At 60.1% G+C, this 16,031-nt stretch carries 14 protein-coding genes; 8 read left to right on the top strand and 6 right to left on the bottom strand.

The features are described 5' to 3' along the window. Positions 1 to 111: 111 nt before the first annotated feature. Positions 112 to 1,941, bottom strand: a complete 1,830-nt coding sequence (locus tag AGR13A_RS03125) for a monovalent cation:proton antiporter-2 (CPA2) family protein (protein WP_080833608.1) — start codon at positions 1,939 to 1,941, stop codon at positions 112 to 114. A 116-nt stretch (positions 1,942 to 2,057) separates the two neighbouring features. Between AGR13A_RS03125 and AGR13A_RS03130 the strand changes: the two genes are divergently transcribed. The 6 genes from AGR13A_RS03130 (at position 2,058) to lpxK (ending at position 8,029) form a co-directional block, all read left to right on the top strand. Further along, positions 2,058 to 3,404 (top strand): TldD/PmbA family protein, encoded by a 1,347-nt coding sequence (locus tag AGR13A_RS03130; protein WP_080836476.1) that lies wholly within the window; start codon positions 2,058 to 2,060, stop codon positions 3,402 to 3,404. 93 nt (positions 3,405 to 3,497) lie between these two features. Beyond that, positions 3,498 to 4,304, top strand: coding sequence for a 3'(2'),5'-bisphosphate nucleotidase CysQ (locus AGR13A_RS03135; protein WP_080833611.1), 807 nt, complete (start codon positions 3,498 to 3,500; stop codon positions 4,302 to 4,304). Between the two features lie 61 nt (positions 4,305 to 4,365). Continuing rightward, a complete protein-coding gene (locus tag AGR13A_RS03140) occupies positions 4,366 to 4,605 on the top strand; it encodes a DUF4170 domain-containing protein (protein WP_035218688.1) in 240 nt (79 codons plus the stop codon). Between the two features lie 215 nt (positions 4,606 to 4,820). Beyond that, a complete protein-coding gene (gene waaA / locus AGR13A_RS03145; RefSeq protein WP_035218686.1) occupies positions 4,821 to 6,143 on the top strand; it encodes a lipid IV(A) 3-deoxy-D-manno-octulosonic acid transferase in 1,323 nt (440 codons plus the stop codon). Continuing rightward, a complete protein-coding gene (locus tag AGR13A_RS03150; protein ID WP_080833613.1) occupies positions 6,137 to 6,874 on the top strand; it encodes an HAD family hydrolase in 738 nt (245 codons plus the stop codon). Before waaA ends, AGR13A_RS03150 begins: the two co-directional genes overlap by 7 nt. Positions 6,875 to 6,982: 108 nt before the next feature. Beyond that, positions 6,983 to 8,029 carry a tetraacyldisaccharide 4'-kinase gene (lpxK, locus tag AGR13A_RS03155; RefSeq protein ID WP_080833616.1) on the top strand — a complete coding sequence of 349 codons (1,047 nt, stop codon included), beginning with the start codon at positions 6,983 to 6,985 and terminating at the stop codon, positions 8,027 to 8,029. A gap of 75 nt (positions 8,030 to 8,104) precedes the next feature. On the opposite strand, the gene AGR13A_RS03160 is transcribed toward lpxK, so the two are convergent. The 3 genes from AGR13A_RS03160 to mutL form a co-directional block, all read right to left on the bottom strand. Beyond that, entirely contained in the window at positions 8,105 to 8,449 is a 345-nt protein-coding gene (locus AGR13A_RS03160; RefSeq protein WP_308400021.1) for a DUF3892 domain-containing protein, read from the bottom strand. Positions 8,450 to 8,514: 65 nt separating this feature from the next. Beyond that, positions 8,515 to 8,736: a DUF2093 domain-containing protein gene (locus AGR13A_RS03165; RefSeq protein ID WP_080833619.1), complete on the bottom strand. Its 222-nt coding sequence runs from the start codon at positions 8,734 to 8,736 to the stop codon at positions 8,515 to 8,517. Positions 8,737 to 8,887: 151 nt separating this feature from the next. Beyond that, entirely contained in the window at positions 8,888 to 10,708 is a 1,821-nt protein-coding gene (mutL, locus tag AGR13A_RS03170; RefSeq protein ID WP_080833621.1) for a DNA mismatch repair endonuclease MutL, read from the bottom strand. Positions 10,709 to 11,116: 408 nt separating this feature from the next. On the opposite strand from mutL, the gene AGR13A_RS03175 reads away from it, so the two are divergent. Both AGR13A_RS03175 and AGR13A_RS03180 read left to right on the top strand, forming a co-directional pair. Then, a complete protein-coding gene (locus AGR13A_RS03175) occupies positions 11,117 to 12,736 on the top strand; it encodes a response regulator (protein WP_167377514.1) in 1,620 nt (539 codons plus the stop codon). Positions 12,737 to 12,913: 177 nt separating this feature from the next. Beyond that, entirely contained in the window at positions 12,914 to 14,266 is a 1,353-nt protein-coding gene (locus AGR13A_RS03180; RefSeq protein WP_080833625.1) for a putative bifunctional diguanylate cyclase/phosphodiesterase, read from the top strand. Between the two features lie 212 nt (positions 14,267 to 14,478). On the opposite strand, the gene AGR13A_RS03190 is transcribed toward AGR13A_RS03180, so the two are convergent. Both AGR13A_RS03190 and AGR13A_RS03195 read right to left on the bottom strand, forming a co-directional pair. Then, positions 14,479 to 15,366: an SMP-30/gluconolactonase/LRE family protein gene (locus AGR13A_RS03190; RefSeq protein ID WP_080833627.1), complete on the bottom strand. Its 888-nt coding sequence runs from the start codon at positions 15,364 to 15,366 to the stop codon at positions 14,479 to 14,481. Positions 15,367 to 15,370: 4 nt separating this feature from the next. Continuing rightward, complete coding sequence (locus tag AGR13A_RS03195) at positions 15,371 to 16,000, bottom strand: 2-dehydro-3-deoxy-6-phosphogalactonate aldolase (RefSeq protein ID WP_003494112.1); 630 nt, start codon at positions 15,998 to 16,000, stop codon at positions 15,371 to 15,373. Positions 16,001 to 16,031: the final 31 nt, after the last annotated feature.

Here is a 16,031-nt window from a genome sequence, read left to right on the forward strand (position 1 = left end):
CAAGCTCTCCGAATATTTCAACCGTCGCCCCCTCATCCCGCTGCCGCGGACTTCTCCCCGGCGGGGAGAAGAAACAAGCGACGCTCTCCCAGTCACTAAGTTGAACTCAATTCACAGCGAAACTTCCGTCTCGCTGTCCTCCGCATCCTCTTCTTCCTCACGCTTCTCCGCCTTGTTCTTCGGCTTCATCAGCGGCTCCGGCTTCACCTCGCGCACCGGCTTGTTGTGCAGCATCTGCCGGCCGGCGGCGAGGCCTTCCACGGCCTGTAGCTGCAACCGCTCCTCGTCGCGTTCGCGAATGTCGTCGGCAATCGCCAGCGCCCTTTCGCCATCCATATCCAGCCCTTCCAGAATGCGCCTGCCGAACAGCAGGCCCGATTCCAGCGTCTCGCGGATCTCATATTCCACGCCCTTTTTCCTGAGGTCGAGCGAATGCACACGGTCATAGGAGCGGACATAGATGCGCACGCTCGGAAATTCCGACTGGATCATGTCGATGATGCGGTCGGTCACCTCTTTCTTGTGGGTGCAGACGGCAACGAGATCGGCCCGTTCTATTCCAGCGGCAATCAGGACGTCCTTGCGTGTGCCATCACCGAAAAAGATGCGGAAGCCGAAACGGGCGGCCTGGCGCACGCGGTCGGCCGAGCTGTCGATGACGGTGACGTCGCGCCCCCCGGCGAGAAGGATCTGTGAGGCGATCTGGCCGAAGCGGGAAAAGCCGATCATCAGCACATCAGCACCCGCGCCGTCGAAATCCTCTTCCAGCTTGTCTTCCTCCGCATCCTCCGCCGTCAGCCGGCGCGAAATCACCGCCAGAAGCGGCGTCAGCGCCATGGAAAGCGTGACCACGGCAACGAGGATCGAGGCGGTCGCCTGCGGGAACAGCCCCGAGGCGGCGGCCGTGGTGAAAAGCACGAAACCGAATTCGCCGCCCTGCGCCAGAAGCAGCGCGATGCGGCTGGACGCATAACGCGACGAACCGGCAATGCGGCACAGAACGTAAATCAGGCCCGCCTTCACTGCCATCATCACCGGCACGGCGATCAGGATGAGAAGAATGTGCTCATAGACGATATTAACATGCAGCGACATGCCGACGGCCATGAAGAACAGCGCCAGAAACAACCCGCGAAACGGCTCGATATCCGCTTCCAGCTCATGCCGGTAGGAGGATTCCGACAGCATCAGCCCCGCCAGCAATGCGCCCATGCCCATCGAAAGTCCCACAGCTTCCATGATGGCGGCTGCACCGATGACCACGAAGAGCGCGGCGGCGATCATCACTTCGCGCGCGCCCGTGCGGGCAATGATCTGGAACATCGGTGTCAGCAGGTAACGCCCCGCCAGCACCATGCCCGCCACCGCGATGATCGAAGCGAGGAGATCGTAGGACATCGAATCCGTCGGCACGTCCGGGCGGTTCGAAAGAATGGTGACGAGGGCAAGAAGCGGCACGATGGCGAGATCCTGAAACAGCAGGATCGAAAAGGAGCGATTGCCGTGCCGGGTGTTCATGTCGCCGTCATCGGCAAGGATTTGCAGCGCAAAGGCGGTGGAGGAAAGCGCAAGGCCGAAACCGGCGACGAGACTGCCGCGTGCATCGATCAACCCCGCCCACCAGGCAATGGCGGCCAGTACGCTGCCCGTCACCAGCACCTGCGCCAGTCCGAGCCCGAGAATGTCGCGCCGCATCTGCCATATGCGCGATGGTTTCAGTTCCAGCCCGATGATGAAGAGCAGGAAAACCACGCCCAGTTCCGAGACATTGAAGATGTCCTTCGCATCCGTGACCAGATGCAGGAACGGCCCGATGATGATGCCCGCCACCAGATAGCCCAGCACGGTGCCAAGCCCGAGCTTGCGGAAAACCGAGGCCGCGATGACCGCGCCGGCCAGAAGCAGCAGGGGTTCGGAAAAGAGAGCGTCGTGCTCGGTCATGCGGGCGGACTTTCGAATAGGGTGGCGACAATACCGTCCGAATGGAGAAAGCGGCGTTTCGCCCTTGATGCGGGGTTCCTGGCACAATAAATGGAACAGGAATGAAAGGCCAACTCATGTCCTCAGAAATAGATTCTTCCAAACTTCTCGATCGCGCCAGCCAGCTTGTCGATCTTGCCCGTGCCGCCGGTGCGGATGAGGCGGATGCCGTTGTCGTCCGCTCCCGCTCGCAATCGGTCGGCGTGCGGCTCGGCAAGGTGGAAAGCACCGAATCCTCCGAAAGCGACGATTTTTCCCTGCGCGTTTTCGTGGGCCGCCGGGTGGCGAGCGTTTCGGCCAATCCGGGTTTCGACCTGAAGACCTTGGCGGAACGGGCGGTAGCCATGGCCAAGGTCTCGCCGGAAGATCCCTTTGCCTGCCTCGCCGACAGGGAACGGCTGGCGACCTCCTATGACGATCTTCAGCTTTTCGATGCGACTGAAGTATCGGCGGATCAGCTGCGCGAGGCGGCCCTTGCTTCGGAAGAGGCGGCGCTGGCCGTCAAGGGCGTCAGCAATTCCTCGGGCGCCGGCGCATCGAGCGGCATGGGCGGCCTCGTGCTTGCCACATCCCACGGTTTTTCCGGCAGCTATATGGGCAGCCGCTTCAGCCGTTCCGTCAGCGTCATCGCCGGCGAAGGCACGAAGATGGAGCGCGACTACGATTTCGACAGCCGCCTTTATTATGCCGATCTCGATGCCGCTGAAGAAATCGGCCGCCGCGCCGGTGAAAAAGTCGTGCGCCGCGTCGGCCCGCGCCAGGTCGATACCGGTAGCAACATTACCGTGGTTTTGGATCCACGCATCGCCCGCGGTTTCGTCGGTGCGATTGCCGGCGCCATCAACGGCGCGTCGGTTGCCCGCAAGACCAGCTTCCTGCGCGATAAAATGGGTCAGCAGGTTCTGAAAAAGGGCCTTTATCTCACCGACGATCCGCAGATTGTGCGCGGCCCGTCCTCGCGTCCCTTCGATGGCGAGGGCGTGCGCGGCGAGAAGATGACGATGATCGAGGATGGTGTTCTCAAACACTGGTTCCTGTCCACCTCGGCGGCGCGGGAACTTGGCCTTGAAACCAACGGTCGCGGCGTGCGCGGCGGCACGGCGGTTTCGCCGGCCTCCACCAATCTGGCGCTGGAGCCGGGCGATATCTCGCCGGATGACCTGCTGCGACAGGTCGGAACCGGCTTTTACGTCACCGAGCTGATCGGCCACGGCGCGAATATGATCACGGGTGAATATAGCTGCGGCGCGAGCGGTTTCTGGATCGAGAACGGCGAAAAGACCTTCGCGGTTTCCGAGGTCACCATCGCCTCGAACCTGAAGGACATGTTCATGCGGGTCACGCCGGCTAATGACATCGATCGCAAATACGGTGTCGCGGCCCCGACGCTTGCCATTGAAGGCATGACGATCGCGGGCAAGTGAGACGGCCTGCGGGTTGTTTTCGCCGGTACTTTGTGTGCAAGTGCGAAAAGAAAAACAGGCGCGCCGTGTGAGGCGCGCGGAAAAGACGGCAAAATGAACGATATGGCTGAGGCCCGCTGGGCCTCCGATCTGAGGCTGGTGCTTGAAGCCGCCCGCAAGGCGGGCGAGACGGCCCTCGGTTTCTTCCGCAAGGATCCCGAGGTCTGGTGGAAGAATGGCGGGCTTTCGCCGGTCAGCGCGGCCGACTATGCCGCCAATGAAATTCTCGAAACCATCCTACGCTCCGCCCGGCCGGAATACGGCTGGCTTTCCGAAGAGACGGATGACGATACGGACCGCCTTTCCCGCTCCACCGTCTTCGTGGTCGATCCCATCGACGGCACCCGCGCCTTCATCGGCGGCCGGGACACCTGGTGCGTCAGCGTCGCGGTCGTGCATGAAGGGCGGCCGGTGGTTGCGGTCCTCGTCGCACCCGCGCTCGCCGAGGAATTCACGGCACTGGACGGTGGTGAGGCGCTGAAGAATGGCGAGCCCATTTCTGCCGCGCTTAAGAATGTCGGCATCTTCCATCTGGCTGCACCGGAAGACGTGGTCACGCATCTGCCGGAAGAGGTACGGGACAGCGTCAAGCGCATTCCGCACGTCCCCTCGCTTGCCTATCGGCTGGCCATGGTGGCCGATGGCCGCATCGACGGAACGCTGGTCAAGGCCAACTCGCACGAGTGGGATCTCGCCGCCGCCGACCTGATCCTCGAAAGGGCCGGCGGCCGCCTGGTGGGTCTCGATGGAAAACCTCTGATGTATAATCGCCGGCAGGTGAACCACCCCGCATTGTGCGCCGCAGCAGATTATGCGCTGCCCACGCTTTTGAAAGCGTTTTCGCATCTGTCCGACAGTTGACGTTTGCCGGGAAATCCCGCAGATGAAGGCCTCTCTCAGAGTTTAAGAAAGAGATAAAGACATGACGGAAGCCGGCAAACAGAAACAGCTGCTGCACCTTGTATTCGGTGGCGAACTGGAAAACCTTCAGGATGTTCAGTTCCGGGATTTGAATGCGCTCGATATCGTCGGCATCTATCCGGATTACGCTTCCGCGCTCACCGCATGGAAATCCAAGGCGCAGATGACTGTTGATAACGCCCATATGCGTTATTTTATCGTGCATATGCACCGTCTTCTCAATCCGGACGATAAAATTTGAGTCCTTTTGCCCTTGCGTTGTAATACTATTGGGTGAAGGCGAGTTTTCCGGTGATTCCTGCTGAAAATGTGCAGGCCGGGATTTTGATTGCGAGAAAATGTGATCGCGCTTTCGTTTCCGATGACAAAAAATGACGCAATTTGAGAAGAAGTAGGCGGCGATAACAACAAGAACAGGGGAAGGGCATTGCGCGGAATGATCAAGGGCAGAATGTCATGAGCAGCCGTATCGCACGTTTCGCTCTTTCCGGTTACCGGATTGCCGGTATCGCCGCCTATCCCTTTGCCCGTCCCTATCTTTCCTATCGGGCGGCAAAGGGCAAGGAAGACAAGCGCCGTCGGCTTGAGCGTTTCGGCTATGCCAGCGCCGAGCGCCCGCGTGGGCCGCTGGTCTGGTTCCATGCCGCAAGCGTGGGCGAAACGTTGGCTCTCATTCCGCTGATCCGCGAAATACGCAAGCGCGACATTTTCGTGCTTTTGACCACCGGAACGGTCACCTCCGCAGAACTGACCCGCACCCGGCTCGGCGATGATGTGATCCATCAATATGTGCCGCTGGACATCAAGATTGCGGTCAACCGTTTCCTCGCCTATTGGGCGCCGGATGCCGCCATCACCGCTGAATCGGAAATCTGGCCGGTGACGATGATGGAGTTGGAACGCCGGCACATCCCGCAGATCCGGGTCAATGCCCGTCTGTCCGACCGGTCCTTCGACCGCTGGAAAAACCGGCACGACATTGCGGAGTCGCTGTTTTCCAAGCTGGCGCTGGTGGTAGCGCAATCCGATCTCGATGCCGAACGCTTCCGCGATCTCGGCTCCTGGCCAGTGGTGATATCAGGCAACCTCAAGGGCGACACCGATCCGCCACCCTGTGATGAGGCTCTTCTGGAGACCTATCGCAAGCAGGTCGGCAATCGCAAGACATGGGCGGCGATCTCCACCTTCGACGGTGAGGAAAAGGCTGCCGCCACCGTGCATGCGGCGATCAAGTCGCGCAACGGCCAACTGACCATCATCGTGCCGCGCCATCCCGAGCGTGGCGACGATGTGGAAGCCATGCTGAAGGGCATGGGGCTGACCGTCGCGCGCCGTAGCAGGAATGACGTGATCACGCCGGAAACCGATATTTTCCTTGGCGATTCCATCGGCGAAATGGGGCTTTATCTGCGTCTGACCGAACTTGCCTTTGTCGGCCGCTCGCTGACGGCGGAAGGCGGGCAGAACCCGCTGGAACCGGCGATGCTGGGATGCGCCGTATTGTCCGGCGCGCATGTGCAGAATTTCCGCGAAGCCTATCAGAAGCTGATCCGCGCTGGCGGCGGTCGTATCATCCGCGATGTGGAGATGCTGGCCAAGGCGGTGCATTATCTGCTGGTCAACGACAATGAGCGTTACAAGATGATCGATGCGGGCAACCGGGTCATTCAGGATATGCGCGGCGCGCTTTCTCTGACCGTCAAGGCGCTGGAGCCCTATATCAACCCGCTCACTGTTTCCGCCAAGCTGCAACCGCGGAGCGCCATCGGTTCATGGTAGCGGATATCGAACTCAACACGGCGCAGTCTATCGTGGCAGTCCTTTTCGACAAGGACGGTACGCTTCTCGGTTATGACGCCAGCTGGGGTCCGGTAAACCGCGAGCTTGCGGCGATTGCGGCGAAGGGCGATCCCGTTCTCGCCGACCGGCTTCTTTCCGCCTGCGGTATGGATCCCGTTACAGGTCACGTGGTACCGGACAGCCTTTTGGCTGCTGGCAATACGGCGGAAATCGCCGCCGGTCTGGTTGCCGCCGGCTCGCCCTGCAATGTCGGGGAACTGACGGCGCGCCTCGACCGGCTGTTTACCGAGGCGGCGGATAAATCCGTGCCGGTAACCGATCTCAAGGCGTTTTTCGCAAGGCTGAAGGCACGCGGTTACAAGCTCGGCATCGCTTCCAGCGACAATGAAAATTCCATCCGCCAGACGGCCATCCGTTTCGGTTTTGAAAACGATGTGGATTTCGTCGCGGGTTATGACAGCGGTTATGGCACCAAGCCGCAACCCGGCATGGTTCTCGGTTTCTGCGAGGCGATAGGCTTCCCGCCCGAGCGTGTGGCCGTGGTCGGCGACAATAATCACGATCTGCATATGGCGAAAAACGCCGGTGCGGGATTGCGCATTGCCGTTCTGACGGGCACCGGCTCGCGCGAGAGCCTCGGCGCTGACGCCGATTATTGTTTCGACGACATTACCGCGCTTGAAGCGCTGCTGCCGGAACGGGTTCTCTGAGCCGTTTATCCCGTTTTTGCAATTTACGGTTTTTTCTGGCAAACAACCCCTATGATATTCGACATCCGAACGGAATGCCGTGGGCGACGCGGCCGGGAGCGGGAATAGATGGTTTCTGAAGCGCCGCCATTCTGGTGGCAGAAAGCGGGCTGGCAGGCGTGGCTTCTGTCACCTTTTTCGCTTCTCTACGGAAAGATCGCGGGCCGGCGGATGCGAACGGCGAAGAGGGCAAGCGTTTCCGTTCCGGTTATATGCATCGGCAATTTCACCGTGGGCGGCGCCGGAAAGACACCGACGGCCATGGCAATTGCCAGAGCCGCCGCCGCGAAAGGCCTGAAGCCCGGTTTCCTCAGTCGCGGTTATGGCGGCACGCTTGATGTCACCACGCTTGTCGATCCCGGACAGCACCGCTCGGCCGATGTCGGCGATGAACCTCTGCTTCTGGCGCGAGAGGCGGTCACGGTCATTTCCCGCAAGCGGGTGGAAGGCGCACACCGGCTGGTGAAGGAAGGCGTCGATCTCATCATCATGGATGATGGCTTTCAGAGCGCGCGCCTGACGCTGGATTACGCGCTTGTCGTCATCGATACGCTGCGCGGCATCGGCAATGGCCATCTCGTCCCGGGCGGGCCGGTGAGAGCACCGCTCGCCGAGCAGATGCGGCAGATGACCGGTCTTTTGAAGGTTGGAAACGGCCATGCGGCCGATCCGCTGGTCAGGCAGGCGGCAAAAGCCGCCAAACCCGTCTTCGTTGCGGCGATCACGCCGCAGGAGCCGCAGGACTTCAGGGGAAGCCGCGTTCTGGCCTATGCGGGTATTGCCGACCCGGCCAAGTTTTATCGAACCGTCGAGGCGCTCGGCGGTGACATCGTGCTGCAACGCTCCTTCCCGGATCACCACCATTTCAGCGACGACGAGATTGCCGATCTTCTTGCAGATGCGGCCAGACAGAATCTGCAGCTGGTGACGACGGCCAAGGACGCCGTGCGGCTTAACGGGCATCACGGCCGGGCCGAAGAATTGCTGTGGAACAGTCTGGTGATCGAAATCGACATGGTGTTCGACGACCCCAACGCGGCCGCGACCATCATCAATACGGCGGTGGCGAACTGCCGTGCGCGTTTGCTGCGGGACAATGCGCGGACTTCATTCTAACAAGTATACCAAGTATTATGTGGTGAGCGCACCAAAATAGAGATTTATATTTCAGTGCGCTATGCCATACTCGTCTTAAGGGCATTCAGGCAAGCTTAGAAGGTTATTTGGTTGATCACCGTCTGATGTAGTTTTTAGATATTTGTTCCCATAAGCACTTTTGGCTACAACTACGTTGACCCTATCCCCAGCGGGACGTTCTACATAGAACGCGTAAGTTTTGTTCTCGATGCCTACGATTGCGTCGTTGAGCGTAAGTTTCCAGTTCTTACCATCAGGGTTGACACCGCCGACGCTTCTTATGCGTTCCCAAGCGCTGCTTCTGTCAGTTTTATTGATGCATCTAATTCTGGCAGTGATCACAACGAATCGTTCCTTTGCTCGTTGAACAAGAGAACTATCGCATACTTCAATTTTCACGTGAATTAGCGTTTTCTACAAGACCAGCGTTCGCGAAGCATATTCACTACATCGTCGCATCTACACTATGCTGGCAGATTGCCCGCCTTGCGTTCTGCTTCCAGCGAAGCCGCCGCATCCACATAGGCTTCCTGCCGCGCCACGCTCCAATAGCGCAGCTCATCGAGCGGAATGCTTTTGCCGGTGATGGCGCAGACGACATGCGAGCCGGTCTGCACGATCCGGAAATCACCGTCGAGATATTCGATGACGGCGAGGCGGTTGCCGCCTCCCTCAAATCTGTTCATCCGTTTTCGTCTCCTGCTCTGTCCTGTCAGGGCACCCAGTCCGAAACGGCGTAGCGTTTTCCTGAACAATGCGGATGCTCCAGTTCCCTAAATTTATACCGTCAGGCGCGGGCCAAGGCCAGCCCTACCGGCCTGCCGCCGGGACAAGGCGTCAGCTACGGCCGAAGAGCCGTTCTATATCGGAAAGTTTCAGTTCGATATAGGTCGGGCGACCGTGGTTGCACTGGCCGGAACCCGGCGTGTTTTCCATTTGCCGCAGAAGCGCATTCATCTCCTCCGGCCGCATGCGCCGGCCGGAGCGCACGGAACCGTGGCAGGCCATGGTGGCGGCAACATATTCCAGCTTGTTGGCAAGCGTGGAGGCGGCATCCCATTCGGCAATCTCGTCGGCAAGCTGGCGCACCAGCCCCTGCACATTGACTTCGCCCAGCATGGCGGGCGTTTCCCGCACGGCGACCGCGCCCGGCCCGAAACGCTCGATTACGAGGCCCAGCGCATCAAAACCGGCGGCATGATCCATCAGCCGGTCGCAATCCTCTTCCGGCAGGTCGATGATCTCTGGAATGAGCAGCACCTGCGATGGCGGACGCTGGGAATGCAGCGCATTGCGCATTTCCTCGAATACCAGCCGCTCATGCGCTGCATGCTGATCGACGATGACGAGGCCGTTTTCCGTCTGCGCGATGATGTAGTTCTCGTGCAGCTGCGCCCGTGCCGCCCCCAGCGGATAAAGCACCGCTTCTGGCGAGGGGCTTGCGGCGGCCTCGTAAGTCTCCCTCGGCTCGGCCCGCGCCGTCGGCATGGTAATGTCGGAAAAGCGCGACTGCACGGCCTCCGAAAATTGCGTTCCGCTGGAAACGGCAAGCGGCCGGGAAGGAGAAGTCGCGGCGGACCATGTCGCGGACGGAGAAGGCCGGAGATTGGACGGGCTGTAACCCGGACGGAAGGCGCTCATCATCTGGCTCGCACCCGTCGTCGCCGCCCTGTCACCGTCGCGCGTCAGCGCCTGCCGGATCGCGCCGACGATCAGCCCGCGAATGAGGCCGGGATCGCGGAAACGCACGTCGGATTTTGCCGGATGCACGTTCACATCCACAAAGGCGGGGTCGAGCGTGATGGACAGCACCGCGACCGGATATCGCCCATGCGGCACGGTTTCGGCATAGGCGCCGCGAATGGCAGATAAAAGCAGCTTGTCCTGCACCGGGCGGCCATTGACGAAGACATATTGATGCGCCGAGTTGCCGCGATTGAAGGTCGGCACGCCGGCAAAACCGGTCAGCGTCACATCCTCGCGCCCGGCATCGATTTCGATGGCGTTGTCCTTGAACTCCGCGCCGAGGATTTGCGCCATGCGGGCGAGATGATCGTCACCGGTCGAAGGGATTTCGAGCGTGGAACGATCGGTGCCCGATAGCACGAAGCGGATATGCGGAAAGGCGATCGCCATGCGCTTGACGACCTCGGTGATGGCGGCCGCCTCGGCGCGTTCCGTCTTCAGGAACTTCAGCCGCGCAGGCGTGGCGAAGAACAGGTCGCGCACCTCGACGATGGTACCGGCATTCGAGGCGGCGGGCCGTACGTCAGAAACCTTGCCGCCGGTCACGGAAATGACCGAACCCTGTTCAGCGCCCTGTTGGCGGCTGGTAATCGTCAGCTTGGCGACCGAGCCGATGGAGGGCAGCGCCTCGCCGCGAAACCCGAGCGTGCGGATATCGTCCAGCGTATCGGAAATCTTCGAGGTGCAGTGACGCCGGACCGCAAGTTCCAGATCGGTGGGCGACATGCCGGAGCCATTGTCGGTAATCCGCACCAGCCCCTTGCCGCCGCCCGCCGTGGCGATCTCGATCCGCGTCGCGCCGGCGTCGATGGCGTTTTCCACCAGTTCCTTCGTGGCGCTGGAGGGTCTTTCGATGACCTCGCCGGCGGCGATCTGGTTGATGAGGGTTTCTGAAAGCTGCTTGATGGCCATGATCGTCATTTTCGCGGATTCGCTGCGGCTTCGAAAGCAAAAAACCGGCGTCGCGGACATTTGCACATGTTTTGCGGTCTTTCGGGCATTTGATCATTTCGCTCAACATGGCGTTAAGCGTTAATCCGCCTTTAATCGACCCTGGTTATGGTGTGGCGGCTTGAAATGATCGCAGGAACGAGGCCCCCCTGGCCGGGTGGTGTGTGACGTCGACTATGGGTGAACGTCATCTTCTCCTCAAGACTGCTTCAAGTGGCGAACCCTGATGTCTCTTTTTCGGAATTTATCGTTTCATCCCGGCATCCGCTTTGGACGATTCCAATAGAAACATAAGCCTGACCCTTTAAAACAGGCGGGAGTTTGCAGTTGAGTGATTTGGCGTCCTCTGGCGCGGGCGTTCATACGGTGATGCTTGATGCCCTTTGCGACGCGCTTGGCGCGGCGATAGTCGTTTACGACCGTAACGATCACATTATTTTCGCAAGCCGGAAACTCTTGAGTTTTTTTCCGCTCCAGGAGGGCGTTGTCGGACCGGGCGCGCGGCTGCGCGACTATCTGAGCGCGCTCTACGATTGTTATCTTCTGGAGGCGGAAAGCCTGGCCGCCAACGCCCGCCAGCTCGGGCGGGAGGAATGGATCGGCGAGCGGCTGGCGCTGCACTGGAAGGAGCGCTCGGAAAAGACCGAGCGGCTGAAGGGGGAACGCTTCCTGCGTTTCGTCATGAACCGCCTGCCTTCCGGTCTCGGCATCAGCGTTGTTGCCGATATTTCCGAACAGAAGAAAAGAGAAGAACAGTGGCGCATCGACCTCGAACGCGTCCAGCTGATCGAGGATATTCTCGATAATCTGCCATTTCCGGTCTTCGTCAAGGATCGGAACATGGCCTATGCGGCAATCAACAAATCCGCCTGCGCCATGGTCGAGACCAGTGCCGAAGCTATTCTCGGCCGAACCGTTTTCGATCTCCATTCGCGTGAGGTTGCGGGGCGGATCGATATCGCCGATCGCATGGTGCTGGACAGCGGCACACCGAGCGTCATTCCCGAAAGAGTGAGACGCCTGAATGGTGAAGAAGTCCTGACGATTACCCGCAAGCAGCGTGTGGGCAGGCCCGGCCGATATTTTCTGGTGACGACGATGGAGGATGTCACCGCGCTCGCCACCATCGACGCAAACGGCATGCCCGTCATTCCCTCGCTCGAGCACGTTGCCTTCGTTTCCTCCACCTATGGCAAGGATGATGAGCGCGATGCCAGAAGCGGCCTGCTGAAGAGCAAGGCGGTGCTGGTCGTATCTGAAAACGGGCGTTTCGGCGAAGCCGCCGGTCGCCTGTTGACCGCGGGCGGCATGGACTTCGCCGTCGTGACGGGCGAAGAAGAACAGCGCAGTTTCATCGATGTCGCCGCCTCGGCCGGCGTCACCATCGATGTTGTCGTGGTGGACGCGCAGATGAGCGTCGCCTGTCTCGATATCGCCGAAGCCCACGGCCTGCCCGTCGTCACCATCGAGGAGGACGAGATAGGCGCGTCGCTGCTGCATTATCTTGCCGTTGGCCTCAGCTCTTCTCCCAGGGAAAAATCCTCTGAGGAGGACTGGGAGATCATGACGGAAGACCTGCCCAAAATGCTCAAGACCGGCGGCGTCTGCGAGATACTTCTCGTTGAGGACAACAGGGTCAACCAGATCGTTTTTTCGCAGATACTCGAGGGCCTTGGACTATCCTACCGGCTCGCCACCTCCGGCGAAGAAGCCTTGCGTCTTTTTGCGGAACAGGCGCCATCCGCGGTTCTGCTCGATACGACGCTTGCCGATATCGACGGTTTTGAGGTTGCCCGCCGTATGCGCGGCCTTGCCGGCGACAATCGCATTCCCATTGTCGGCGTCATAACGCACGCCTTCGAAGGCGATCTCGACAAGTGTCTGGCTTCGGGCATGGAAGACATGCTGCTGAAACCCGTCAGTCCCGATATGGTCGAGGCCGCTTTCCTGCGCCTTTTCAGCAAGGATGACCTGCGGCTTCAAGCCTGAAATTCCGCTGCCACGGCAAGAGACAGGCGGAAATTGACCGCTGTCAGGCTCATTTTGACCGAAGCTTTGGGCTTCCCGGAAAACGCTGCCCGCATTTTTCGGTTCGCGGCTCTATGGCTTTTTTAATACTTGCCCTGCATTGTGAGCGCAATCACACAGGATTCACGAGATGCAGGAATGAAACGGCCAGAGCCGCAAGCGTTGCAGGTCAGCCAGAACGAGCTGCAAGCGATGGCTTACAGCGATCCTTTGACGGGGCTCGGCAACCGCTACCGTCTGCGAGACAAGATTCGCATGCTTGCGAGCGAACGCTCCAGCGATCCCGCACCCTTCACGGTCGGCATCGCGAATATAGACGGCTTCAAACCCATCAACGATCTTTTCGGCGTGCAGGCGGGCGACGAGATTCTGTGCCAGGTGGCGCATCGCCTGAAAGCCTGCATTCCCGATGGCGCTGTCGTGACGCGCCATGACGGCGATGAATTCGCTTTCGTGCTGCCGCTGGTCTTCGAGCGCACCGGCGCCGAGCGCGTCGGCAACATGATCAAGGACGTGCTGTCCGCTCCTTACGATCTCGGCGATCGCAACGTCCGGCTTTCCTCTTCCTTCGGTTTTGCCATCTACCCTTTTGCCGGCGATGATTTCGAGGATCTGCTGAAAAGCGCCGAGACGGCGCTTTACCGGTCCAAGCGGCGCGGCCGCGGCCAGATAACGGTCTATTCGCGCGAGATAGCGCAGGAGATGAAGCGCGCCACCCAGTTGGAACAGGCTCTGCGAAACGCCATCATCACCGACGCGATCGATGTGCATTTCCAGCCCATCGTCAGGCTGGAAGAGGCCAAAGTCATCGGTTTCGAGGCGCTTGCCCGCTGGAACGACCCTGATCTCGGCTTCGTATCGCCCGCCGTTTTTGTGCCGCTGGCTGAAGAAAGAGGTTTTATCGACGCTCTTTCGGAAGCCCTGCTCAGGAAGGCGGCGGAAGCAGCCCTGTTCTGGCCGCGCGAGCTTTTCCTGTCCTTCAACCTGTCCTCCGCGCAGCTGATGGATCCTGGCACGGCGGACAATATTCTCTCTATCCTGTCGCGTGTCGGTCTCGACCCACATCGGCTGGAGCTTGAAATCACCGAAACGGCTGTCATGACCTCCGCCGATACCGCGCAGCGCATCATCAGCGAATTGCAGAGTGCGGGTGTTCGCATCTCCCTCGACGATTTCGGTACCGGCCAGTCGAGCCTTGGCCGCCTGCGCGACTTCACCTTCGATAAGGTCAAGATCGACCGTGCCTTCGTTTCCCGCATCAGCAGCGATCGCCCTTCGGAACACATCATCAAGGCCATCGTCGCCATGTGCGAAGGTCTCGATCTCGAAGTGGTGGCCGAGGGTATCGAGGAGCGTGCGGAAGAGGAAAAGCTGCGCGCGCTCGGCTGCGCCATGGGCCAGGGCTATTTTTACGGCCGCCCCGCCGATGCCGCCGCCACCCAGCGTTACCTGCACGAGAATTATCGCGAGATTCTCTCGGATATTCCTTGAGAGGGCGGCGGCCTGGCTGCGACGTTCTTTGGTACATCAGTCTAAGATTTATGTGTCGGTGCATCCCCACAACCCTCATTCCTGTGCCTGTCACAGGAATCCAGCCGACGCGCGTCTGCGCGGCGGGAAGAGTCTTTTCAGCCCAAGGACTTGGGCTGGCTAGATTCCTGTGACAGGCATAGGAATGAGGGGAGGGCGGAGCGTGCTACGCCTCACAACCTGTAAAGCGGCTCGAACCGGCCCTTCACTTCAATCCCAAGCTCGAATGTCTTTCCATGCTGCGGATTGGCGGCAATGGCGTCGTCGTCGAGATTTTCGCGCGCGGATGTGACGAGAAGACGGGACGCATCGGGGCCGATGAAGGCCGGGCAGGTGGTCTGCCCTGCCGGCACCAGATAGCGTTCAATATGATTGCCGTTGGCATCGTAACGATCGACCGCACCCATGCCCCAGCGGGCGTTCCAGATGTGCCCTTCCGCATCGCAGACCGAGCCGTCTATGCCGCCATCGATACCGGCGGAATCGACCAGCACTTCGGCCTTGCCCGAGGGAAGACCCGTCTTGGCATCCAGAGGCACCCGCATCAGCTTGTTGACCTTGGTGTCGACGTAATATCCGGTCGCGCCATCGGGAGAAAAGCAGATCGAATTCGGAATGCTGATCTCGGCAAACAGCGTCGTCACCGTGCCTTTGGCAACGTGGTAGATGCTGCCCGCGCCGGTTTCCGCCTTGCGGCCCATGGTGCCGATCCAGAGCGCGCCGGAGGGATGCATGCGTCCGTCATTGGAACGATTGCCGGGCAGGTTATTTTCCAGTTCCGCATGCAGTGTCAGAACGCCTGTTGCCGTGTCGCGCAGGAAAAGGCCGTCATCGGAGGCGATCAATTGTTTGCTGTCGCTGATCTTGGCCAGCGCACTGCCCATGAAGGGCAAGGCGTGCACGGTTTTGCGGCCGGAAGCGAGATGCAGTTCATGCAGCTCCCGCTCGACAATATTAAACCACCAGGCGGTGCCGGTCGCGGCGTCAAAGGTCGGGCCTTCGCCAAGCGTCATCGGCGTTTCATCAAGAACACGTCCGGCAAAGGGGAAAACGGTTGCCAAGCTCTTATCCTCCGATTGCGGCGTCATAGGCAGAAAGCGTGACAGTGGCACGTTCCCGAACCTCCGCCGCCGTCATGCCGGGCTTGTAGAGACTGGTTCCAAGCCCGAAAGCAAGGATGCCGGCCTTTGTATATTCGCTGAAATTCTTGTCCGACACACCACCGACGGCAGCAATGACCAGATCCTTCGGCAGGATTGTCCTGATCGCATTGATGCCGGCGGGGCCGATGATGCTGGCGGGGAAGAATTTCAGCCCCGTCGCCCCGGCCTTTGCCGCAACCAGCGCCTCGGTGGGCGTCAGAACGCCCGGCATCGTCACCATGCCCTTGACGCGCGCGGCGACAATCACGTCCGCATCGGCATTGGGGCTGACCATCAGCTTGCCGCCGGCTGCATCAAGCGATTCCACGTCTTCCACACTCAGCACGGTGCCTGCGCCGATCAGGCAATCGGCGGGCGCCATCTTCGCGGCGATCTCGATCGAACGGAACGGATCGGGCGAATTGAGCGGGATTTCGATGGCGCGGAAACCGGTCTCGATCAGCGCGCCGACGACGCCTTCGGTTTCCTCGGGTTTCAGACCGCGCAGAATGGCGATCAGCGGATATTTTATGGAAGGGAAGGGGATACGCATGGTGTTTCTTTCGTCCTGAAGCGGAATGGCG

Source organism: Agrobacterium genomosp. 13 str. CFBP 6927, assembly GCA_900012615.1.
Lineage (GTDB): Bacteria > Pseudomonadota > Alphaproteobacteria > Rhizobiales > Rhizobiaceae > Agrobacterium.

Coding starts and splice junctions, on each gene's coding strand:
- mutL (WP_080833621.1), bottom strand. CDS start 10,708: ATGGCCATCAAGCAGCTTTCAGAAACCCTCATCAACCAGATCGCCGCC.
- AGR13A_RS03135 (WP_080833611.1), top strand. CDS start 3,498: ATGAACGATATGGCTGAGGCCCGCTGGGCCTCCGATCTGAGGCTGGTG.
- AGR13A_RS03140 (WP_035218688.1), top strand. CDS start 4,366: ATGACGGAAGCCGGCAAACAGAAACAGCTGCTGCACCTTGTATTCGGT.
- AGR13A_RS03125 (WP_080833608.1), bottom strand. CDS start 1,941: ATGACCGAGCACGACGCTCTCTTTTCCGAACCCCTGCTGCTTCTGGCC.
- AGR13A_RS03175 (WP_167377514.1), top strand. CDS start 11,117: ATGCTTGATGCCCTTTGCGACGCGCTTGGCGCGGCGATAGTCGTTTAC.
- AGR13A_RS03165 (WP_080833619.1), bottom strand. CDS start 8,736: ATGAACAGATTTGAGGGAGGCGGCAACCGCCTCGCCGTCATCGAATAT.
- AGR13A_RS03195 (WP_003494112.1), bottom strand. CDS start 16,000: ATGCGTATCCCCTTCCCTTCCATAAAATATCCGCTGATCGCCATTCTG.
- waaA (WP_035218686.1), top strand. CDS start 4,821: ATGAGCAGCCGTATCGCACGTTTCGCTCTTTCCGGTTACCGGATTGCC.
- AGR13A_RS03150 (WP_080833613.1), top strand. CDS start 6,137: ATGGTAGCGGATATCGAACTCAACACGGCGCAGTCTATCGTGGCAGTC.
- AGR13A_RS03180 (WP_080833625.1), top strand. CDS start 12,914: ATGAAACGGCCAGAGCCGCAAGCGTTGCAGGTCAGCCAGAACGAGCTG.
- lpxK (WP_080833616.1), top strand. CDS start 6,983: ATGGTTTCTGAAGCGCCGCCATTCTGGTGGCAGAAAGCGGGCTGGCAG.
- AGR13A_RS03130 (WP_080836476.1), top strand. CDS start 2,058: ATGTCCTCAGAAATAGATTCTTCCAAACTTCTCGATCGCGCCAGCCAG.